Below are 20,217 nucleotides of genomic sequence, written 5' to 3' on the forward strand. Positions count from 1 at the left end.
ATGGTAATCCCGCATGGAAATCAAGGTTAACTTTCTCGACAACCTCCGACTTGAAGCCAAGTTCGATGATTTCACGGTGGTCGCCGATCAGCCCATTCGCTACAAGGGCGATGGCTCGGCGCCGGGCCCGTTCGACTACTTCCTGGCCTCGTCGGCGTTGTGTGCGGCTTACTTCGTAAAGTTGTACTGCGAAACCCGCAACATCCCTACCGACAACATTCGCCTGTCGCAAAACAACATCGTCGACCCGGAAAACCGCTACAACCAGATCTTCAAGATTCAGGTCGAGCTGCCGGCGGATATCTCCGACAAAGACCGCCAGGGCATCCTGCGTTCGATCGACCGTTGCACGGTGAAGAAGGTGGTACAGGCCGGTCCAGAGTTCGTCATCGAACAGGTGGCTAACCTGGATGCTGATGCGCAAGCCTTGTTGATGCTCGACAGCGATCCACAGGCAAGCACGTATATCGCCGGCAAGGACCTGCCGCTGGAACAGACCATCGCCAACATGTCGGGCATTCTTGCCGGGCTGGGGATGAAGATCGAAATCGCCTCGTGGCGCAATATCGTGCCTAACGTGTGGTCGTTGCATGTGCGCGATGCGCATTCGCCCATGTGCTTTACCAACGGCAAGGGCGCGACCAAGGAAGGCGCCCTGGCTTCGGCACTGGGCGAGTTCATCGAGCGGCTCAACTGCAACTTCTTCTACAACGATCAGTTCTGGGGCGAAGACATCGCCAACGCCGAGTTCGTGCACTACCCGGACGAGCGCTGGTTCAAGCCAGGCAGCAAAGACGCTTTGCCGGCCGAGATTCTCGATGAGTACTGCCTCGAGATCTACAATCCTGACGGCGAACTGCGCGGCTCGCACCTGTACGACACTAACTCCGGCAATGTGAAGCGCGGCATCTGTTCGCTGCCGTTCGTACGCCAGTCCGATGGTGAGGTGGTGTACTTCCCCTCCAACCTGATCGAAAACCTGTACCTGAGCAACGGCATGAGCGCCGGCAACACCCTGGCCGAAGCGCAGGTGCAGTGCCTGTCAGAGATTTTCGAACGTGCGGTCAAGCGGGAAATTCTCGAAGGTGAACTGGCCCTGCCAGATGTTCCCCAGGAGGTGCTGGCCAAATACCCGGCCATACTCGCCGGGATCAAGGGGCTGGAAGAGCAGGGCTTCCCGGTGCTGGTCAAGGATGCATCTCTGGGCGGCGAATTCCCGGTCATGTGCGTGACCTTGATGAACCCGCGCACCGGCGGCGTGTTCGCCTCGTTCGGCGCGCACCCAAGCCTGGAAGTGGCGCTTGAGCGAAGCCTCACCGAGTTGCTTCAGGGGCGCAGCTTCGAAGGTCTCAATGACCTGCCGCAGCCGACGTTCGAGAGCCACGCAGTAACCGAGCCGAACAACTTCGTCGAGCATTTCATCGACTCCAGCGGTGTCGTCTCATGGCGCTTCTTCAGTGCCAAGGCCGACTTCGAATTCGTTGAGTGGGACTTCTCTGGCGAAGGTGAAAACTCCAACGAAGAAGAAGCTGCAACCCTGTTCGGCATTCTCGAATCGCTGGGCAAGGAAGTGTACATGGCCGTGTACGAGCACCTTGGCGCCAAGGCCTGCCGTATTCTGGTGCCGGACTATTCCGAGATCTATCCGGTCGAAGACCTGATCTGGGATAACACCAACAAGGCGCTGTTGTTCCGCGAAGACATCCTCAACCTGCACCGCCTGGACGATCGCAGCCTGAAGGCGCTGGTCAAGCGTCTGGACAACTGTGAGGTGGACGAATACACCGACATCACTACCCTGATCGGTGTCGAGTTCGACGACAACACGGTGTGGGGCCAGTTGACCATTCTGGAATTGAAGCTGCTGATCAAGCTCGTCTTGAAGCGCTTTGACGAAGCCAAGGAACTGGTCGAGGCGTTCTTGCAGTTCAACGACAACACCGTCGAGCGCGGCCTGTTCTATCAGGCGCTCAACGTGGTGCTGGAAGTGGTGCTCGATGATGAACTGGAACTGGCCGACTACGAGGTCAACTTCCGCCGCATGTTCGGCGATGCGCGGATGGATGCGGTCGTCGGCTCAGTGGAGGGCAGTGTGCGCTTCCATGGCTTGACGCCGACCAGCATGAAACTGGAGGGGCTCGATCGGCACCTGCGGTTGGTTGACAGCTACAAGAAGTTGCATGCCGCGCGAGCGAAGTTCGCCGGATAAGCAGATACACAACGGGGCTGCCAGGCAGCCCCCTTATTTTTTGCCTTTCTTGATAGCCTTCAAGCGCGCCTTGGCCTTTTGCACAGCCTCGATGCGCTCGCTCTTCTTCATCTTCTTCCACTTGCGAATATCGTCCTTGCTGCGCCCGCAGCCCAGGCAAACTTCGTCGCGGATCTGGCATTTGGAGATGCACGGGTTGTCTGCGTCTTTGCCCAAAACTCTTGTCCTCAGCCGGTGCAGCCCAGCAAACGGGTAGTCGCCAGATTACAGTTCTGTCTGCAATTGCGCTGAACTATCGCTTTGGCCGAGCGATCTTCCATTAGGCCTCCAGGCGCAGTCTGTGCGGGGAGGGACCTCTGGATCGATGAAAGGAGCCACCGTGAACGACTCAACCCTCTATCGCTGCCGGCCAGGTGCGCTGCACGCGACCCTGCTGGCCGGTACTGTGCCGCTGTTTCTCGGCGCTTTGTTAAGTGACATTGCCTATTACCAAAGCTACCAGATCCAATGGGCCAACTTTGCCGCCTGGTTGATTGCCGGTGGCTTGCTGTTCTGCGGACTGGCACTGCTGTTCGCCCTGGTCAATCTGATCCGCGCCGAACACAAGGGCGGGCGCCCAGTGGTGTACTTCGTGCTGCTGCTGGCTACCTGGCTGCTGGGCCTGATGAACGCCTTCGAGCATGCCAAGGATGCCTGGGCTGTGATGCCGTCCGGGTTGGTGTTGTCGGTCATCGTCAGTGCGCTGGCGTGCATCGCAACCGGCCTTGGCCTGACCAATCTGCGCTCCGGAGGTGTGCGATGAACCGCGTACATGCACTGACAGCCCTGAGCATGGCGCTGCTGCTCAGCGCCTGCGGTGGAGAGGGCGACGCTACGCAAACCTACGGCGCCAACCCGAAACTGCCTGATCAGCAGCGCGGTCTGTTGCCGAGCATGAAAATTGCCGAGCCGACCGCCTGGGGTGATCTCAAGCCAACCGTACCGCAGGGCTTCAACGTCACTGCGATTGCCACTGATCTGAAGATCCCACGGCAGACCCTGGTGCTGCCCAATGGCGATATCCTGGTCGCCGAAGGGCGCGGCGGCAGTGCGGCCAAGCTCAAGCCCAAGGACGTTATCGCCAGCTCGATCAAAGCCAAGGGCAATACCCAGGTCAAGGGCGGCAACCGCCTGACCTTGCTGCGTGACGCCGATGGTGATGGCAATTACGAAATGAAGACGGTGTTCGCCGAAGGCCTCAACGCGCCCTACGGCCTGGCCTATTTCGAGGGCAGCGTGTACGTGGCCAACCAGGATGCGCTGGTGCGCTTTGACTACGCGGATGGCCAGACCAAGGCCAGTGGCCCGCCCAGCAAGGTCACCGACCTGCCGGCCGAGATCAATCACCACTGGACCAAGGCGCTGACCATCAGCCCGGACGGGCGCTACCTGTACGTCGGCATCGGCTCCAACAGCAATATCACCGAGCGCGGCATGGAGGTCGAAATCGATAGGGCCATGGTCTGGCAGATCGACGCCCAGACCGGTGCGCACAAGCCGTATGCGACCGGCCTGCGCAACCCGACTGCGTTGACCATCGAACCCACCAGCGGTGAGCTGTGGGCTGTGGTCAACGAGCGCGATGAGCTTGGCCCTGACCTGGTGCCTGACTACCTGACCTCGGTCAAGGCCGGCGGCTTCTACGGCTGGCCCTATAGCTACTGGGGCCAGAACGTCGACCCGCGCGCGCAGCCGCAAAACCCCGAGAAAGTCGCTGCGGCGATCAAGCCTGACTACAGCCTTGGTTCTCACGTAGCGGCTCTGGGTGTTGATTTCTCGGTAGCGGCCATGGGCGCACAGTTTGCCGAGGGCGCGTTTGTCGGTGAGCACGGTAGCTGGAACCGCCCCAACCCTGTGGGCTACAAGGTGATCTTCGTGCCGTTCAGCAATGGCAAGCCGGCCGGCGAGCCGATCGACTTTGCCACCGGCTTCCGTGGTGAAGATGGCAAGACCCGCGGTCGCCCGGTGGGTGTGACGGTCGACCCGCGTGGTGCGCTGATCATCGCCGACGACCTTGCCAACACCATCTGGCGGGTGACGCGCAGCCAGTAATGTCGCGCTGATCACCAACAACAGGCCATCTGCGTAGGCTCCATTTGTGCAGATGGCCTGTTTGTTAGCGCGAAAAATGTCGGCGCTCAGTGAATTTTTTCGTAACCCTTTGTATCTGATGCCTTAGAGCCTGGCCATTAAAACAATGGCAACGGGTAAAGGACACGTCAGTAACAGAGTGGCAGATATGAAATCACGCAAAAAAAGCGTCAAGCCGATCGGCTTGAAAGACATCACCATTGTTGACGACGCCAAGATGCGCAAGGCGATCACCGCCGCAGCGCTTGGCAACGCCATGGAATGGTTCGACTTCGGCGTCTATGGCTTTGTCGCCTATGTGCTCGGCAAGGTCTTTTTCCCCGGCGCTGATCCCAGCGTCCAGATGATCGCCGCCTTGGGTACGTTCTCGGTGCCGTTCCTGATTCGCCCTCTGGGCGGCCTGTTCTTCGGTGCCCTCGGCGATAAATACGGCAGGCAGAAGGTTCTTGCCGCCACCATTGTGATCATGTCGCTGAGCACCTTTGCCATCGGCTTGATTCCTTCCTACGCCGCGATTGGCATCTGGGCGCCCATCCTGCTACTGCTGTGCAAGATGGCCCAGGGCTTCTCGGTGGGAGGTGAATACACGGGGGCCTCGATCTTCGTCGCCGAGTACGCCCCGGACCGCAAGCGCGGCTTCCTCGGCAGTTGGCTCGACTTCGGCTCGATCGCAGGCTTTGTTGCCGGTGCCGGCCTGGTGGTGTTCATCTCGGCCATGATCGGTGAAGAGAGGTTTCAGGAGTGGGGCTGGCGCGTGCCGTTCCTGCTGGCACTGCCGCTGGGCATGATCGGCCTCTACCTGCGCCACGCGCTGGAAGAGACTCCAGCCTTCCAGCAGCATGTCGACAAGCTCGAGCAGGGCGATCGCGAAGGCCTGGCCGGCGGTCCGAAGGTGTCGTTCAAAGAGGTGGCCACCAAGCACTGGCGCAGCCTGCTGACTTGCGTTGGCGTAGTCATCGCCACCAACGTCACCTATTACATGCTGCTGACCTACATGCCCAGCTACCTGTCGCACAATCTGCACTACAGCGAAAACCGCGGTGTGCTGATCATCATCGCGATCATGGTCGGCATGCTCTTCGTGCAGCCTCTGATTGGCTTCCTCAGCGATAAATACGGCCGCCGCCCATTCATCCTGTGCGGCAGCATCGGCTTGTTCGCGCTGGCCATCCCGGCCTTCATGCTGATCACCAGCGGCGTGCTCGGGCTGATCTTCGCCGGTTTGCTGATGCTGGCGGTGCTGCTCAACTTCTTTATCGGGGTGATGGCTTCGACCCTGCCAGCGATGTTCCCCACGCATATCCGCTATAGCGCGCTGGCCAGCGCATTCAACATCTCCGTATTGATTGCTGGCTTGACCCCGACCATTGCCGCCTGGCTGGTAGAAAGTACCAACAACCTGTACATGCCGGCTTACTACCTGATGGTGATTGCCCTGATCGGCCTGATCACCGGCATCACCATGAAAGAAACTGCCAATCAGCCATTGCGTGGCGCTGCGCCCGCCGCCTCGGACATCGAAGAAGCGCGCGAACTGCTGCAGGAACACCACGACAACATCGAGCAAAAAATCGAGGACATCGACGAGCAGATTGCGGAACTTGAGGCCAAACGCACGCATTTGGTACAACAACATCCGCGTATTGATTAGCTCGAAACGAGCAAGTCGGATCAGGCTGTGAGAGGATGGCCGGCAAACCATGTGTCTGGCAGAACAGGACCCTGAATTAAACCTGATGAAGACTCCAAAACGTATTGAGCCGCTGATCGAAGACGGCCTGGTCGACGAGGTGTTGCGGCCCTTGATGAGTGGCAAGGAAGCAGCGGTGTATGTGGTGCGCTGCGGTACCCAGGTGCGTTGTGCCAAGGTCTACAAGGAGGCTAACAAACGCAGCTTCCGCCAGGCGGCCGAGTACCAGGAAGGGCGCACAGTGCGCAACAGCCGCCAGGCGCGGGCGATGGCCAAGGGTTCCAAGTACGGTCGCAAAGAAGCCGAAGATGCCTGGCAGAATGCCGAGGTGGCAGCCTTGTTCCGCCTGGCGCATGCCGGCGTGCGGGTGCCCAAGCCTTACGACTTCCAGGACGGCGTGCTGTTGATGGAGTTGGTGGTGGATGAGGACGGCAACGCTGCGCCACGCCTCAACGACGTGCATCTGGAGCCGGAGCAGGCGCGTGAATATCACGCGTTCGTGATCCGCCAGATCGTCTTGATGCTCTGTGCAGGGCTGGTGCACGGTGACTTGTCGGAATTCAATGTCCTGCTTGGACCCGATGGCCCGGTGATCATTGACTTGCCCCAGGCCGTTGATGCTGCGGCCAACAACCATGCCTTCAGCATGCTCGATCGAGACGTGGCGAACATGAGCGGTTACTTCGGGCGCTTTGCTCCCGAACTCAAGGACACCCGTTACGCCCGTGAGATGTGGTCACTGTTCGAGGCCGGCAAGTTGTTGCCAGATAGCGCGCTGACCGGCGAGTTTCAGGATGACGACCACGACGCCGATGTCGGCGGCGTGCTGCGCGAGATCGAAGCGGCGCGGATGGATGACGAACGTCGTCGTGCCGGGCGTGAAGAAGCCGAGCGTGGCCCGGTCAAGAGCGAGGAGCCGCCACCGCCGCCGTGGCTGCAGTAGCCCGTGGCAATCAGATTCGCCTGATTGCTGCCTGCCCACTGGCCGACCATGATTGCGCGATTGTTCAGGTGCAATACCTGAGCAATCGCAATGGTGGCTGCGGGCGGGCGGTCTTACGACCAACCGAGTTAACCAACCTTATAGCCCGGCCTAGCGGGCCCGCTCGTAGTCGCCACCCATCATTTGCACTTGGCCATCACCACCTGACAGGTCTTCGGCGTACCGCCTGAACGGCTTGCATAGCGCATGCAACTGTCCATGGATTTCTTGCGTGCCGCGCTCAACGTGTTGCCCCATGCCAGGCCACCCTCGCCAGCGGTCGGTACTGCTTTGGCGAAGCAGTTCGCGCCTGCTTGGGCATAGCGCGCAGCGCTGCCTTTGTTCGAGCATCCTGAGAGGGCGGCAAGACAGCCGAAGAGCAGGACCAGCAGCAGCCATGATGAGTGATCCCGGTGTGTCGCAATGCGGATCATGTATGTTCCTGTAAGCCTGATGATGTTCATTCCCCAGTTTAGCCTCGATTGCGCCTACCCTTGAAGGGCAGACCGATGCAACCTATGTCCTCACTGTCCTGCCTAAAGCCTGTCATACCGCGAGAGGAAGCCCCCACCGATGTTGGTCGTTGAGCAGCTGCGCAAGTCATTCACTACCGCCCAAGGCGCGCTGCCGGTGCTGCAGGGCGTCGACCTGCAACTGGCGCGGGGCAGCAGCCTGGCGCTGATGGGCGAATCCGGTAGCGGCAAGAGCACCTTGCTGCACCTGCTCGCCGGCCTCGATCGGGCCGACAGCGGCAGGATCCTGATCGAGGATGTACCCCTCGATACGCGGGACGAAACGGCGCTGGCACGCTGGCGACGAGACAGCATTGGCCTGGTGTTCCAGCAGTACAACTTGATCAGCAGCCTCGACGTTGCCGCCAACCTGGCGTTTCAAGCCCGCCTGGCGGGGCGCCACGATCCCGCCTGGAGCGCGCAGCTGGCTGAGCGCCTGGGCCTGACCGAGTTGTTGCAGCGCTACCCCGAGCAGTTGTCGGGCGGCCAGCAGCAACGCGTGGCGATTGGTCGTGCATTGGCCGCGCGCCCAGCGTTGGTACTGGCCGACGAGCCGACCGGCAGCCTTGACGAAGCCAGCAGCGAAGAAGTGCTGCAACTGATGCTGGAGCTGGTTGCCCAAGCGGGCAGCAGCCTGTTGATGGTAACCCACAGTCGGCAGCTGGCGGCGCGGCTGGAACATCGGTGCTTCCTCAAGGCTGGGCGTGTGCAGCCGGAGCCGGATTGATGACCAGTTTGCTGATCACCTTGCAGGCGCTGCTCAGCCATTGGCGCCGGCACCGCTTGCAGTGCTTCAGTATCTTTACCGGGCTGTGGCTTGCAACAGCACTGTGGACCGGCGTGCAGGCACTCAACAGCCAGGCCCGCAGCGACTATGCCCGTGCCAGTGGTGTGCTGTCAGGCGCGAGCCAGACGCAACTGGTGCCGCGTCAGGGCGAGCATCTGGCGCAAGCGTTGTATGTGCAACTGCGTACACGAGGCGTGCAGGTGACGCCAGTTCTGGAAGGGCGCCTGCAACTTTCAGGAAGCGCGGCTCAGGCAGTGCGCTTGATCGGCATCGAGCCGTTGAGCCTGCCAGCAACAATGGCCGTGGCCGGGGTCCAGGCGCAAGCGTTTGACCTTGCGGCCTTCATCGACAGCCCCGGGCAAGCCTGGATCGGGCCCGACACGCTGCGCCAACTGAATCTGCAACCGGGTGAGCGTGCGCGCACCCGCGCTGGTCAGCTGCTGCCGCCGTTGGTCCTGCAAGCGGAGCTGGCGCCTGGGGTGATCGTGGTCGATATCGGCCACGCGCAGGCGCTGCTCGGTGCGCCAGGGCAACTGTCGCGTCTGCTGCTGGAAAAAGAGCCCAGCGCGCTGCCCGCCGACATCGGCGCCCAGCTCATGCTGCAAAACGGCAGTGACGACGGTGACCTGCAGCGCCTTACCGACAGCTTTCACCTCAACCTGACTGCGCTGGGTTTGCTTGCATTCGTGGTCGGCCTTTTCATTGCCCATGCGGCCATTGGCCTGGCGCTGGAGCAACGGCGCGGCTTGATCAGAACCTTGCGTGCCTGCGGTGTCAGCTTGCGGGTGCTGTTGACCGGGCTGGCGATGGAGCTGGGTGTGTTCGCGGTGCTCGGGGGCGTCGCCGGAGTGGTCAGTGGTTATCTGCTGGCCAGCCTGTTGTTGCCTGACTTCGCGGCCAGCGTGCGCGGCTTGTATGGGGCGCAGATCGCCGGGCAGTTGAGCCTTTCGCCGCAGTGGTGGTTGGCCGGCGTCGGTGTGAGTCTGCTCGGGGCGTTGTTGGCCGGTGTCAGCAGTGTGCTACGCGCTGCGCGCCTGCCGCTGCTGGCGCTTGCCCAACCGCAGGCCTGGCGCCTGGCCCAAGGGCCGTGGCTGCGCCGTCAGGCGTTGATCGCCTTGTTGCTGGCTGTGGTAGCGCTGGGGTGTTGGCAGTGGGGCAATAACCTGACCAGCGCCTTCGTCCTGCTCGCAGCATTGCTGCTGGCTGCAGCGCTATTACTGCCGGCCTTGCTTGAGCTTGCCCTGGCCGGGTTGGCGCGCCTGTGCCGGCGGCCCTTGCCGCAGTGGTTCGTGGCCGACAGCCGCCAGCAACTGCCCGCGCTGAGCCTGGCGCTGATGGCCTTGCTGCTGGCGCTGGCCGCCAGTGTCGGTGTGGGCAGCATGACCGAGGGCTTTCGCCGCACCTTCACCGGCTGGCTAGATCAGCGCCTGTCGGCAGACCTGTATCTGACCCCGCGTGACACTGCCCAGGCAATGCAGATCAGCGAATGGGTGGCACGCCAGCCCGGAGTCACCGCAGTGCTGCCCAACTGGCGCGTGGAGTGGCGGCTGCAGCAATGGCCGACGCAGGTTCAGGGCATCGTCGATCACCCGTACTATCGCAGCCACTGGCCGCTGCTGGAACAAACCGCCGATGCCTGGGAGCAGCTAGCGCAAGGGCACGGGATCATGCTCAGCGAACAGTTGGCCAGGCGCCTGCAGCTGGGCCTTGGCGACACGCTACGATTGCCGCCGCCCGTTGAACAGACAATGCCGGTAGTGGGCATCTATGCTGATTACGGCAATCCCAAGGGACACCTGCTGATCAGCGCCGACTGGCTACGCCAGCACTGGCCGCAGGCAACGCTGAACAATTTGGGCCTGACTGTGGCTGGCGAGCACCTGCCGGCGATCAAGCGCGCCCTCAGCCAACAGTTCAGCCTCGATGACAGCCGCATGGTAGAGCAGACAACGCTCAAACGATGGTCTGCTGCAGTATTCGAGCGCACCTTTGCCGCTACCGCCGCGCTCAACAGCCTGACCTTGGGTATCGCCGGTGTGGCGTTGTTCATCAGCCTGCTGAGCCTCGGCCAGAGCCGCCTGGGCCAGTTGGCGCCGCTGTGGGCGCTGGGCGTCGAACGCAATCGGTTGATCTGGCTGACACTCGGCCAAACCCTGATGCTGAGCAGTTTCACCGTGCTGCTGGCGATGCCACTTGGCTTGCTGCTGGCCTGGTGCCTGGTGGCCGTGGTCAACGTGCAGGCGTTTGGTTGGCGCCTGCCGCTCTATGTATTCCCCGGTCAGCTGCTGCAACTGGCAGTGCTCGGCGTGCTGACCAGTTTTCTGGCCAGTGCCTGGCCGCTCTGGCAGCTGGCGCGCAGGCAACCCAGTGATCTCTTGCGGGAGTTTGCCAATGAACGTTAAAACCTGGCTGACAGCGCTGTGTCTGCTGCTTGCAGGCTGCGATGGGCCTGCATCCGAGCCCAGCAGTTTTGCCGGCCTGGGTCAGCAGGCCAGCGCCTTCCAGCAGGTGACGCCTGGCCACGAGCTGCTGTTCCCGCGTGATCACGGCGCCCATGACGGCTTTCGTATCGAATGGTGGTACGTCACTGCCAACTTGCAGGATGCCCAGGGGCGGCAGTGGGGCGTGCAGTGGACCTTGTTTCGTTCGGCATTGCGCCCTGGCGCAGAAACCGCCGACTGGGACAGCCCCAATCTGTGGATGGGCCACGCCGCGCTGACCGGGCCGGGCGGTCATCAGTCCAGTGAGGTGCTCGCCCGCGGTGGGATCGGCCAGGCAGGGGTTGAGGCGCAGCCATTTCGCGCCTGGATAGATGATTGGTCGCTGCAGGGCGGCAATGGGATTGGCCAGTTGCAGATGAAAGCTGCAGGCAAGGATTTCCGCTTTGATCTGCACTTGGTCAGTGAGCGGCCACTGGTGCTGCACGGTGCCAAGGGTTACAGCGAAAAGTCCGGCAAGGGCCAGGCATCCTATTACTACAGCCAACCGTTCTATCAGGTCAGTGGCGAAGTCGAGCGTAACGGCCAGCGCGTGGCCGTTACCGGTCAGGCCTGGCTCGATCGCGAGTGGAGCAGCCAACCGCTGGCGGCCGGGCAGTCGGGCTGGGACTGGTTTTCCCTGCACCTGGCCAGCGGCGCCAAGGTGATGCTGTTTCAGGTGCGCGAAGCTCAAGGCGAGGCCTATAAAGCCGGCACCTGGATCGGCGCCGACGGCAAGACCCAGGCGCTACAGGGCGCGCAGATCGAGTTGCAAGTGCTGGCCTCGAGCAAGCAGGCCAACGGTAAAACCGTACCGACTCGCTGGCGCGTGCAGTTGCCGGGGCAGGGCGTCGATGTGCAGGTCGAAGCGCTGTACAAGCAGGCCTGGATGAATACCCGGTTTCCCTATTGGGAAGGGCCGGTGCGGGTCGAGGGCGGCAGCGGGCAGGGCAGAGGCTACCTGGAAATGACCGGGTACTGAACGTAATGGGAGAAGCGCACCGCCGGCCAATTCACACCGCTGCGAGCAGCCCATCCTTGCCCAGGTGATAACGCTGCAGGTCCCGCGCCAGTGTCAGTTGCCCGCTGTAATGGGTCAGCGCCTCCTGGCGCACATCATCGATGGACGGGCTGCGCTGCGTGTTGTCCTGATAACGGGCGCTGAAGTGAGTCAACACCAGGTTCGGTACACCTGCAGCCTCGGCAAATTGCGCGACAGCCGCCGCAGTGCTGTGGCCGAAGTTCGATTGCGAGCGTTGCAGCACGGGTTCGGTGAAGGTGGCTTCATGCACCAGCACATCGGCACCTTTGGCAACTTCGGCCAGCAGCGCAGGTGAGTCGTTATCGCCACAGACGACGATGCGCTGCGCCGCTCGCGATGCCTTCAGGTAAGTCAGTGAGTCAAGCACACGACCTTCATGTTCGACCTCCCGGCCATGGGCCAGATCACCCCACAGCGGCCCGCGCGGGATGCCGTCGGCTTGCAGGCGCTCGATATCCAGACGCGGCTCCGGGTTGATCTCGGTGAACACAAAGCCATAGCTCGGCACCCGGTGCGACAGCTCCACGGTAGTCACCGCCACCTGCGCGCTGCGCCAGTCCTGCAGCGTTTCCACTGCCAGCAGATGCAGCTCGAAGGGCAGATAGGTCTGGCTCACCGCCAGGCTCAGGCGCAGCCACTCATGCAGTGCCAACGGCATGATCAGTTCGAGCGGTTCGCTGCGCCCGGACATCCCCGCACTGGCGAGCAATCCCGGTAGCCCGTAGCAGTGGTCACCGTGGACATGGGTGATGAAGATCCCGCGCAGATCACGCATCGACAGCGGTGTGTGCAGCAACTGATGCTGGGTGCCTTCGCCGCAATCGACCAGATACCAGCTTTTGCCGGAGGCCTCGATGACTGCTGTCGCGCTGACGTTGCGGGCCTTGGTGGGTACCCCAGAGGAGGTGCCCAGAAACTGCAGGTCCATTGCAGGATCCTCTTGGGTTCGGGGGGCTATTTTAGCCTTGCGTTGGCTAGCTGATGAAGACTCTTAAAGCAGGTTTGAGGGTTTCGGCCGTCAGGAAAAGTATCCGGCCGTAAGACTTTTCGCTCACTGCAGTAGGACGCATCCTGTTCGCTTTTGGCGGGGAAAAATACCGGTCAGAAGCTGCTAGTTTCCCTGGCTCGACAAGCACAGGGAGTTTGCAAATGCGCGTGATAATTGACGGTAAAGGTCAAGCTGTTGATGGCGATGATACGACAACAGGTGCGGTGTGCATCGCCACGGGTGATGGCTACATCTGTGATGGACGCATGGTCCTGCGTGTCGGCGACAAGACCACAGCGTGTCCGCGGTGCGCCGAACCAGGCACCGTCGCCGAAGGCGCCCCATGCTTTATCTCCGATGGCAGCGAAGTAGCGGTCGATGGCTCGCTGGTGCTGTGCGCTTGCCCGCCCGGTACCAACCGAGTTGTAGCGCCACCTGACTATGTCCCACCTTGGCGGGAGACAAGGTCCTCGCGCGTGGTCGGCCCAGGCGCGCAGAGCTTTGGTCAGCCTGTGCACTTCGTTGATAGCCGGCCGTATATCAATGAGCCAGGCTTTCATATTGTGCAGCGCAACATGTCCTTTCCGCAGGTGCTGCTGCGCTTGGCCGAGCAGGACAGCACCTTGCCGATCTCGCGCCTGCAGATGCTCAACCCGACCTTCAAGGACGGCTTCAAGGCCGGCGAGATTTTCGTCATCGGAGACCCCGACAACGGCGACGCCTGCACCCGCGAAGAAGCTCACCTCATGGCCGCCGCACAGCAGACCCGCGACTCGCTGGCGCTGCTCGACTACGACGAAGCCGAATTCATGATGGAGCATCAGGCTGAAATTGCAGGGCTGCTGACAGGCGCGAGTCAGTCCATGGGTGTCGGTAAGGACGTGCTGGAGCAAGGCCTGAGGCAGGTCCGGGCGACCTTGCTGGAGGTTGATCAGTTGCACAAGCAGCAGTTCGCCAGGTTCGGCCACCTGAACAGCCCGGAGTTTTTTGCTACTCGACAGAAGTTGCTCAGGCAACTGGATGGACAGTTGAAGGCGGCGTTTTTGAACAAGCGACTGAACCTCGGGCCTTACGAACGTCTTCGTCGTGATTTGAAGATTTCTACCAAAAGCCTGGTTCACCATTGGTCAAAAGCGGGAGGGCCGGGGCAGATCCCAGGGTATGCCACGCATTTGGATGAGGTGGCGAAAGTGGCGAAGTATTTACAGCATGGTGGAGCTGTCGGTACGGCTATAGGGGGCGGCGCTTCTTACTTAAATGTTCAAGAAGTATGTCGTTTCGGTGAAACAGCGGAGTGCAAAAAAATCAGACTGACGGAGGCGGGGAATTTTACGGGAGGAATTGCTGGAGGTGCAGTAGGCGCGAATTTGGGTACGTCCGTTGCCTTAGCGGTCTGCGGTGTGTTCTCTGTTGTATCTGCGGGTGTCGGGGTGCCGGTGTGTGGGCTCGTCCTCGTAGGGGCTGGTTCGTTGGCAGGTGGTATGGTAGGTGGAGTAGCGGGAGAAAAAGTAGGTGAGATGATGTATGGCCAGTATTATGATTGAGTTCGATAGTTGGCCATTTATGTTGCGTATCAGCGTGGTGTTGACCCCGGTGGTGATAGGTATGTCAGGTGTGGCGTTAAGCTTTTACATAGCCTGCACGCGTGAGTTCTTTGTGGTCGTGGCCGCCCTTAGTAGCACTGCCTGGATTGAAGGTCAGAAGCGGTACATGAAGAGCTTGGGCTTGAAATCACGTTGGATCATTGTGTGCGGTGTATGCGGATTGCTTATCGTGCCAGGGCCACAAATCCGAAGAGGGATGTTAAGTGTTGAGGGGTTAAAGGCGTTCCCGAACGGGCTGAGGAAAAGGATGGTGGCGTCCGTATGGCTTACGTTTGTTGGATTTATAGGGATGATTGTTGTCGCTGCATTCATCAAGATGGGTAAGTTGTAAGTACTCGCTTGGTCGGTTTTTTTGTTAACGAGAGCAATTTTGCGTAGCCAGTTGAAAGTACTTCCGCTCCCTGTAGGCGTATGCGTCCTGTTCGACTATGGTGGGGGTATTATCTGTTAGATACTGCTAGCACTTCTGACCCAACAAAGCACTGGAAGTTTGCGATTTTAATGTGTGTGGGGCTAGCACTCCGATTCTTAATGATTTTAGGGCGCGATTTGGAGGATATGGAACGAATCGTCTCCGGCAATAGGCGGCTGGCATCTGTAGCCAGGAAAGACAACTAAACTTTGAAAGATAAATGGTTTTTTATTGCAGAGTTTTCTGCGTTGTTAACGTATAAGCGCCTCCTGATTTGGGGTTGTCGGATTATCGCGGAGGATCTAAATTGTATTTCGCGAAACTTACGCATGCGCCTACGTATTTCAACAGTGTGTCTGTATATTGGGTTTTTTTGGATGATGCTACTTTACTTTGTTAAGAAAATGTCATCTGGGTGAGCAAAAGTGCGTGGGAATTGCATTCATGAAATTGCAAGCAAGCCTGAGAGTGTCAGAGAGTTACTGAGATTAGAGAATGTGAGGGGTATTTGGGTGGTTGAATTCAGTAGTTGTTCGCCAGCGTTCCGCATCGTTATATTGGCGTGCCCCATACTGATTGTTCTGTCAGGCTTGGCGTTAAGCTTTTATATTGCCTGTAGTCGAGACTTCTTTGTCGCGTTGTCTGCCATCAAAAGCAGTCCGTGGCTTGAGCGACAAAAGAACTACACGGATTTTTCAAATGCGCGTTCTCGATGGATGCTTGTTTCCAATATATGCGGTCTATTGCTTCTACCAGGTCCGCACCTTCGAAGGGGTTTACTGAGCATTGAAGAGTTGCAGGCGTTTCCGGTCAGGTTGAAGAAGAGGATGCTGGCGTCTACGTGGCTCACGATTATTGGGTGTAGCTGGATAGCGATCGTTGCAGCAATAATAAAGTTGGAGAATATATGAGTACATAGGCCGGAAGGGCTCGCAAAAGCCAGCCCTTTCCAGCCCATCTCCCTTAGTCCGCCTTACGCCACACCAACTCACTCACGTCATACCCTTGCTCACGCGCCGTAGTCAGCAATTTCTCACGCGTTTCACTGCTGATAGTCGGCGTGCGCGACAGCAGCCACAGATACTCGCGGTTCGGGTGGCCGACCAGTGCCACCTGGTAATCCTGATCGTGGTACAGCACCCAGTACTCGCCTTTGGTCAAGCCGGGCAGGAGCTTGCTAAACCAGTTGTCGAACTTGACCCAGAGCTTGTCGGTCTTGCCCGGCACCTGTGGTTCGGCGGTGCCGTGGATCTCGTTCCACTTGCCGTCTTCTTCACGGCAGCGGTTGGTGACGTCGATCAGGCCGTCGGCGCGCAGGCCGTAGCGCGCTTCTGACTGCACGCAGTTGCGCTGGAAGAACATCGGCAGGCGGGCGACTTCATACCAGGTGCCTTGGTAACGCTGCAGGTCGACCTGCATGGTCGCTGGCGGTTTCTGGTTGTCGCTGGAGCTGGCGCAGCCGGCCAGCGCCAAGGCCAGGCATGACAGCAGCAAAGTGTTGCGTAGGATCATCAGGCACCTCCTGGAAAACAGTCGAATGGCTTGTCTGCAGGGTTCGATCCCAACGCGCTGGGAAAGTGCCGATGTACGGCCCAGCAGGTTGCAACAGCACCGTCGAGTCAGCCATTGAGTTGTGCAAAGCTTTGAGTATAGGGTAGCCGCCCACCATCGCCCGAGGTCTCCATGGAACTGCGCCAATTACGCTACTACCTCGGTGTGCTCGAACACGGCAGCCTCGGCCGCGCCGCCCTTGAATTGGGGGTGGGCGCTTCGGCGCTGAGCCAGCAATTGTCCAAGCTTGAAGGCGAGCTGTGCACGCGGCTGTTGACCCGCACCAGCACCGGCGTGACGCCGACTGCGGCCGGCTTGGCGTTCCAGCACCATGCCCGGCTGACGCTGCGCCAGGCCGAGCACGCTGTGCTGGCTGCGCAGAGCGGGCGCATGAGCGGGTATGCCAGCGTTGGCCTGGCGCCGACCACCGCTTCGATCCTCGGCCTGCCGCTGATTGCGCGCATGCGCGAGCGTTATCCAGATGTGCGCCTGCATCTGGTCGAGATGCTTTCGGGTTATCTGGTCAACCAGCTCAACGCGCGCCATTTGGATCTGGCGGTACTGTTCCAGGCCGATGTGGGGCCGCGTTTGAGCCTGCGGCCGCTGCTGCAAGAGCGCTTGTTTGCATTGGTACCGGCGGCGCTGGTGCGGGCAGAGTGGGGCGCTAGTCTGAGCCTGGCACAGCTCAAGGACTTGCCGCTGGTATTGCCCAGCGCCCAGCACGGTTTGCGCACGACACTGCGTTCAGCCTTCGAGCGGGTGGGGCAGGAGCCTGACATCGTCATGGAGATCGATGGTCTGTCGCTGTTGATGGACGCAGTGTGTGCCGGCCACGCCGCAACCATTCAGCCAGGCGCCACGGTGGCGCGTTCGCTGCAGGCGGGGCTGAAGGTATTCGAAATCAGCGATGCCGACGCCGAGCGGCGCAACGTGATGGTCAGCCTGGCTGAAGACGAACTGTCACCGGCGGCACTGGCCACGCGCATCGTATTGTTCGACGTGGCCCGTGAGCTGGTCGAGCAAGGTCGTTGGCCCGGCGCGCGGATGCTCTCGGCCTGACCCTTTAGCAAAACTGCAGGCCCCTGTGCCGACAGCCCGTTTCGCCGTCCTGGGCAGCGCTCTAAAGTCGCCGCCATCGCGAGGAGCAACCGAACGCCCGTCTCCTCGCTGAACAGGAGGCGATATGATTGATGTGCTCGTAATAGGGGGCGGCAACGCAGCCCTGTGCGCTGCGCTGATGGCGCGCGAGGCCGGCGCCAGCGTGCTGTTGCTGGAAGCCGCGCCGCGTGAATGGCGCGGTGGCAACTCGCAGCACACGCGCAACCTCAGGTGCATGCACGATGCGCCGCAGGATGTGCTAGTCGAGAGCTACCCGGAAGAAGAATTCTGGCAGGACCTGCTCAAGGTCACCGGCGGCATGACCGATGAAAAGCTGGCGCGCCTGGTGATCAGAGCCTCGGCAACCTGCCGCGACTGGATGCGCAGCCATGGCGTGCACTTTCAGCCGTCGTTGTCCGGTGCCCTGCATACCGCGCGCACCAACGCCTTTTTCATGGGTGGCGGCAAGGCGCTGGTCAATGCCTATTTCCGCAGCGCCGAGCAGCTCGGCGTAGGCGTTCGCTACAACGCACCGGTCAGCCACATCGAACTGGACGGTGATCGTTTTGTGGCGGCGCACATCGGCCCACGTCACGTCGATGGCCGCGACCTGCCCGCCGAACGTATCGAGGCACGGGCCTGTGTGCTCGCCGCCGGTGGCTTTGAGTCCAACCGCGAATGGCTGCGCGAGGCCTGGGGCCAGAACGAGCGTGGCGAGTGGACTGCAGACAATTTCCTGATCCGCGGCACGCGCTTCAATACCGGCGTGCTGCTCCGTGGCTTGATGGAGCAGGGCGCCGACACCATCGGCGACCCGACCCAGGCGCACATGGTCGCCATCGACGCGCGTGCTCCGCTGTATGACGGCGGCATCTGCACCCGCATCGACTGCGTGTCGCTCGGCGTGGTGGTCAACCGTGACGGCCAGCGCTTCTACGACGAGGGCGAAGACTTCTGGCCCAAGCGCTATGCCATCTGGGGCCGTCTGGTCGCCCAGCAGCCAGGGCAGGTGGGCTTTTCGATCATTGACCAAAAGGCGCTCGGGCGCTTCATGCCGCCGGTGTTTGCCGGGACCAAGGCCAATACCCTCGGCGAACTGGCACAGAAACTCGGCTTACCCGAAGGCGAGTTCGTCGCCACCGTGCAGGCCTACAACGCCGCCTGCCAGGTCGGCACGTTTGACCACACCCGGCTTGATGACTGCCATACCCAAGGCGTGCGACCGGTGAAGAGCCACTGGGCACGCCCGCTGGATACCCCGCCATTCTACGGCTACCCGTTGCGCCCCGGCGTGACCTTTACCTACCTGGGCCTGCGCACCGATCACACCGCCGCCGTGCACTTTGCCGGCAAGCCCAGCCCGAACTTGTTCGTTGCCGGTGAAATGATGGCCGGCAACGTCTTGGGCAAGGGCTACACCGCCGGCGTCGGCATGTCCATCGGCACTGCCTTCGGCCGGATTGCCGGCACCCAGGCGGCGGCTGCGCTCGGTTATCACCATCCTTCCAGCGAGAATACCCATGACTGCGCAACTGCTTGAACCGCGGCTGGTCGAGCCCAGCAAGGGCCACGGCGAGCTGATCGCCGTGCTGAATGTGGACGAAAGCGAAGTCGACCGGCAGATGCGCATCTGCAATGCCTGCCGTTATTGCGAGGGCTTTTGCGCGGTGTTCCCGGCAATGACCCGGCGGTTGGACTTCAACAAGGCCGACATCCACTATCTGGCCAACCTGTGTCACAACTGTGGTGCCTGCCTGCATGCCTGCCAGTACGCCGCGCCGCATGAGTTTGCCGTGAATGTGCCGAAGGCGCTGGCCACCGTGCGCGGCCAGACCTACTCGGACTACGCCTGGCCAAGCGCGTTCGGCCGGCTCTACCGGCATAACGGCACGCTGCTCGCCAGTGCTCTGGCAGCCGGGTTGTCGCTGTTCCTGCTGCTGGCGCTGCTGGTCAATGGCACGCTGCTGCCAGGGCGGCTGGCGGGGAATTTCTATGCGGTGTTCCCGCATAACACCTTGGCATTGATGTTTGGCGTGGTCTTCGCTGCGGCCATGCTGGCGTTGGCCATCGCCGTCAGACGCTTCTGGCGCGAGGTCGCACCGGCAGACAGCCCGTCCGCGAGCAAGCATGCTGCGGTGGTGGAAGCCTCGACTGCGGCGCTGACACTGAAGTATCTGGACGGTGGCCATGGCCAGGGCTGCACCAACGAGAGCGACCGCTACACCTTGTGGCGCCGGCGTTTTCATCACCTGACCTTCTACGGTTTCATGCTCTGCTTCGCGGCGACGGTGGTCGCCACCGGTTACCACTACCTGCTGGGTGAAATGGCGCCTTATCCGCTGCTCAGCTGGCCAGTAGTGCTGGGTACTGTCGGTGGTATCGGCCTGGTCATCGGCCCAGTCGGCCTCTTGGTGCTCAACCTGCGCCGCGACCCGGCACATGGCGATGTCAGTCAGCGGCCGATGGACCGCGCGTTCATCCTGCTGTTGCTGCTGGTCAGTCTGACCGGCCTGGCCTTGCTCGGCTGGCGCGACACTGGAGCGATGGCAATCCTGCTAGCGGTGCACCTGGGCTGCGTGATGGCGCTGTTCCTGACCTTGCCCTACGGCAAGTTCGCCCACGGTATTTTCCGCAGCGCGGCGTTGCTCAAGTTCGCCATCGAAAAACGTCAGCCCGATCCGCACGGACTGGGGGGCGAATGACGCCCGCTCAGTATCAGGGCAACCCAGTCGCCG

Annotated in this window: 17 protein-coding genes; 13 read left to right on the top strand and 4 right to left on the bottom strand. The window is 61.0% G+C overall.

Going from position 1 to position 20,217, the window contains the following annotated elements; all coding sequences use genetic code 11:
- The first annotated feature begins 13 nt into the window (after positions 1 to 13).
- Positions 14 to 2,209: an OsmC domain/YcaO domain-containing protein gene (locus ACQZ2L_RS07145; RefSeq protein ID WP_430325395.1), complete on the top strand. Its 2,196-nt coding sequence runs from the start codon at positions 14 to 16 to the stop codon at positions 2,207 to 2,209.
- A gap of 33 nt (positions 2,210 to 2,242) precedes the next feature.
- On the opposite strand, the gene ACQZ2L_RS07150 is transcribed toward ACQZ2L_RS07145, so the two are convergent.
- Entirely contained in the window at positions 2,243 to 2,425 is a 183-nt protein-coding gene (locus tag ACQZ2L_RS07150) for a DUF1289 domain-containing protein (protein WP_101320094.1), read from the bottom strand.
- Between the two features lie 148 nt (positions 2,426 to 2,573).
- Between ACQZ2L_RS07150 and ACQZ2L_RS07155 the strand changes: the two genes are divergently transcribed.
- From ACQZ2L_RS07155 to ACQZ2L_RS07170, 4 genes are all read left to right on the top strand, one after another.
- Positions 2,574 to 3,011 (top strand): DUF2231 domain-containing protein, encoded by a 438-nt coding sequence (locus ACQZ2L_RS07155; RefSeq protein ID WP_101320092.1) that lies wholly within the window; start codon positions 2,574 to 2,576, stop codon positions 3,009 to 3,011.
- Positions 3,008 to 4,300 carry a PQQ-dependent sugar dehydrogenase gene (locus tag ACQZ2L_RS07160; RefSeq protein ID WP_430325396.1) on the top strand — a complete coding sequence of 431 codons (1,293 nt, stop codon included), beginning with the start codon at positions 3,008 to 3,010 and terminating at the stop codon, positions 4,298 to 4,300. Before ACQZ2L_RS07155 ends, ACQZ2L_RS07160 begins: the two co-directional genes overlap by 4 nt.
- Positions 4,301 to 4,487: 187 nt before the next feature.
- Complete coding sequence (proP, locus tag ACQZ2L_RS07165; protein ID WP_101320088.1) at positions 4,488 to 5,990, top strand: glycine betaine/L-proline transporter ProP; 1,503 nt, start codon at positions 4,488 to 4,490, stop codon at positions 5,988 to 5,990.
- Positions 5,991 to 6,075: 85 nt separating this feature from the next.
- On the top strand, positions 6,076 to 6,972 hold the full coding sequence (locus ACQZ2L_RS07170; protein ID WP_430325397.1) for a PA4780 family RIO1-like protein kinase: 897 nt from the start codon (positions 6,076 to 6,078) through the stop codon (positions 6,970 to 6,972).
- 179 nt (positions 6,973 to 7,151) lie between these two features.
- Here the strand turns inward: ACQZ2L_RS07170 and ACQZ2L_RS07175 are convergent, their stop codons facing one another.
- Positions 7,152 to 7,445, bottom strand: a complete 294-nt coding sequence (locus tag ACQZ2L_RS07175; RefSeq protein ID WP_430325398.1) for a hypothetical protein — start codon at positions 7,443 to 7,445, stop codon at positions 7,152 to 7,154.
- A gap of 139 nt (positions 7,446 to 7,584) precedes the next feature.
- Here ACQZ2L_RS07175 and ACQZ2L_RS07180 point away from each other — a divergent pair, with 139 nt between their 5' ends.
- The 3 genes from ACQZ2L_RS07180 to ACQZ2L_RS07190 are packed head-to-tail and all read left to right on the top strand — an operon-like array spanning position 7,585 to position 11,769.
- Positions 7,585 to 8,250, top strand: coding sequence for an ABC transporter ATP-binding protein (locus tag ACQZ2L_RS07180; protein ID WP_430325399.1), 666 nt, complete (start codon positions 7,585 to 7,587; stop codon positions 8,248 to 8,250).
- Positions 8,250 to 10,712 (top strand): FtsX-like permease family protein, encoded by a 2,463-nt coding sequence (locus tag ACQZ2L_RS07185; RefSeq protein ID WP_430325400.1) that lies wholly within the window; start codon positions 8,250 to 8,252, stop codon positions 10,710 to 10,712. Before ACQZ2L_RS07180 ends, ACQZ2L_RS07185 begins: the two co-directional genes overlap by 1 nt.
- Positions 10,702 to 11,769 (top strand): lipocalin-like domain-containing protein, encoded by a 1,068-nt coding sequence (locus ACQZ2L_RS07190; protein WP_430325401.1) that lies wholly within the window; start codon positions 10,702 to 10,704, stop codon positions 11,767 to 11,769. The genes ACQZ2L_RS07185 and ACQZ2L_RS07190 overlap by 11 nt, the downstream gene beginning before the upstream one ends.
- Before the next feature lie 31 nt (positions 11,770 to 11,800).
- Here ACQZ2L_RS07190 and ACQZ2L_RS07195 read toward each other — a convergent pair whose 3' ends face one another.
- On the bottom strand, positions 11,801 to 12,757 hold the full coding sequence (locus ACQZ2L_RS07195) for an MBL fold metallo-hydrolase (protein ID WP_430325402.1): 957 nt from the start codon (positions 12,755 to 12,757) through the stop codon (positions 11,801 to 11,803).
- Between the two features lie 221 nt (positions 12,758 to 12,978).
- On the opposite strand from ACQZ2L_RS07195, the gene ACQZ2L_RS07200 reads away from it, so the two are divergent.
- Both ACQZ2L_RS07200 and ACQZ2L_RS07205 read left to right on the top strand, forming a co-directional pair.
- On the top strand, positions 12,979 to 14,361 hold the full coding sequence (locus tag ACQZ2L_RS07200) for a PAAR domain-containing protein (RefSeq protein WP_430325403.1): 1,383 nt from the start codon (positions 12,979 to 12,981) through the stop codon (positions 14,359 to 14,361).
- Positions 14,342 to 14,752 (top strand): hypothetical protein, encoded by a 411-nt coding sequence (locus ACQZ2L_RS07205; protein ID WP_430325404.1) that lies wholly within the window; start codon positions 14,342 to 14,344, stop codon positions 14,750 to 14,752. Before ACQZ2L_RS07200 ends, ACQZ2L_RS07205 begins: the two co-directional genes overlap by 20 nt.
- A gap of 1,044 nt (positions 14,753 to 15,796) precedes the next feature.
- On the opposite strand, the gene ACQZ2L_RS07210 is transcribed toward ACQZ2L_RS07205, so the two are convergent.
- The gene (locus ACQZ2L_RS07210) at positions 15,797 to 16,345 is read right to left on the bottom strand and encodes a lipocalin family protein (protein WP_430325405.1); all 549 of its coding nucleotides are present in this window, start codon (positions 16,343 to 16,345) and stop codon (positions 15,797 to 15,799) included.
- Positions 16,346 to 16,516: 171 nt separating this feature from the next.
- Here ACQZ2L_RS07210 and ACQZ2L_RS07215 point away from each other — a divergent pair, with 171 nt between their 5' ends.
- From ACQZ2L_RS07215 to tcuB, 3 genes are all read left to right on the top strand, one after another.
- On the top strand, positions 16,517 to 17,443 hold the full coding sequence (locus ACQZ2L_RS07215) for a LysR family transcriptional regulator (RefSeq protein WP_430325406.1): 927 nt from the start codon (positions 16,517 to 16,519) through the stop codon (positions 17,441 to 17,443).
- Positions 17,444 to 17,567: 124 nt separating this feature from the next.
- The gene (gene tcuA, locus ACQZ2L_RS07220; RefSeq protein WP_430325407.1) at positions 17,568 to 19,022 is read left to right on the top strand and encodes an FAD-dependent tricarballylate dehydrogenase TcuA; all 1,455 of its coding nucleotides are present in this window, start codon (positions 17,568 to 17,570) and stop codon (positions 19,020 to 19,022) included.
- Positions 19,003 to 20,184, top strand: a complete 1,182-nt coding sequence (tcuB, locus tag ACQZ2L_RS07225) for a tricarballylate utilization 4Fe-4S protein TcuB (protein ID WP_430325408.1) — start codon at positions 19,003 to 19,005, stop codon at positions 20,182 to 20,184. Before tcuA ends, tcuB begins: the two co-directional genes overlap by 20 nt.
- Positions 20,185 to 20,217 lie beyond the last annotated feature (33 nt).

It is taken from the genome of Pseudomonas shirazensis (assembly GCF_050496565.1).
In the GTDB taxonomy this organism is placed as follows: domain Bacteria; phylum Pseudomonadota; class Gammaproteobacteria; order Pseudomonadales; family Pseudomonadaceae; genus Aquipseudomonas; species Aquipseudomonas shirazensis_A.

Coding starts and splice junctions, on each gene's coding strand:
- ACQZ2L_RS07200 (WP_430325403.1), top strand. CDS start 12,979: ATGCGCGTGATAATTGACGGTAAAGGTCAAGCTGTTGATGGCGATGAT.
- ACQZ2L_RS07205 (WP_430325404.1), top strand. CDS start 14,342: ATGGCCAGTATTATGATTGAGTTCGATAGTTGGCCATTTATGTTGCGT.
- ACQZ2L_RS07175 (WP_430325398.1), bottom strand. CDS start 7,445: ATGATCCGCATTGCGACACACCGGGATCACTCATCATGGCTGCTGCTG.
- proP (WP_101320088.1), top strand. CDS start 4,488: ATGAAATCACGCAAAAAAAGCGTCAAGCCGATCGGCTTGAAAGACATC.
- ACQZ2L_RS07145 (WP_430325395.1), top strand. CDS start 14: ATGGAAATCAAGGTTAACTTTCTCGACAACCTCCGACTTGAAGCCAAG.
- ACQZ2L_RS07210 (WP_430325405.1), bottom strand. CDS start 16,345: ATGATCCTACGCAACACTTTGCTGCTGTCATGCCTGGCCTTGGCGCTG.
- tcuA (WP_430325407.1), top strand. CDS start 17,568: ATGATTGATGTGCTCGTAATAGGGGGCGGCAACGCAGCCCTGTGCGCT.
- ACQZ2L_RS07195 (WP_430325402.1), bottom strand. CDS start 12,757: ATGGACCTGCAGTTTCTGGGCACCTCCTCTGGGGTACCCACCAAGGCC.
- ACQZ2L_RS07160 (WP_430325396.1), top strand. CDS start 3,008: ATGAACCGCGTACATGCACTGACAGCCCTGAGCATGGCGCTGCTGCTC.
- ACQZ2L_RS07190 (WP_430325401.1), top strand. CDS start 10,702: ATGAACGTTAAAACCTGGCTGACAGCGCTGTGTCTGCTGCTTGCAGGC.
- ACQZ2L_RS07180 (WP_430325399.1), top strand. CDS start 7,585: ATGTTGGTCGTTGAGCAGCTGCGCAAGTCATTCACTACCGCCCAAGGC.
- ACQZ2L_RS07155 (WP_101320092.1), top strand. CDS start 2,574: ATGAAAGGAGCCACCGTGAACGACTCAACCCTCTATCGCTGCCGGCCA.
- ACQZ2L_RS07215 (WP_430325406.1), top strand. CDS start 16,517: ATGGAACTGCGCCAATTACGCTACTACCTCGGTGTGCTCGAACACGGC.
- ACQZ2L_RS07185 (WP_430325400.1), top strand. CDS start 8,250: ATGACCAGTTTGCTGATCACCTTGCAGGCGCTGCTCAGCCATTGGCGC.
- tcuB (WP_430325408.1), top strand. CDS start 19,003: ATGACTGCGCAACTGCTTGAACCGCGGCTGGTCGAGCCCAGCAAGGGC.
- ACQZ2L_RS07170 (WP_430325397.1), top strand. CDS start 6,076: ATGAAGACTCCAAAACGTATTGAGCCGCTGATCGAAGACGGCCTGGTC.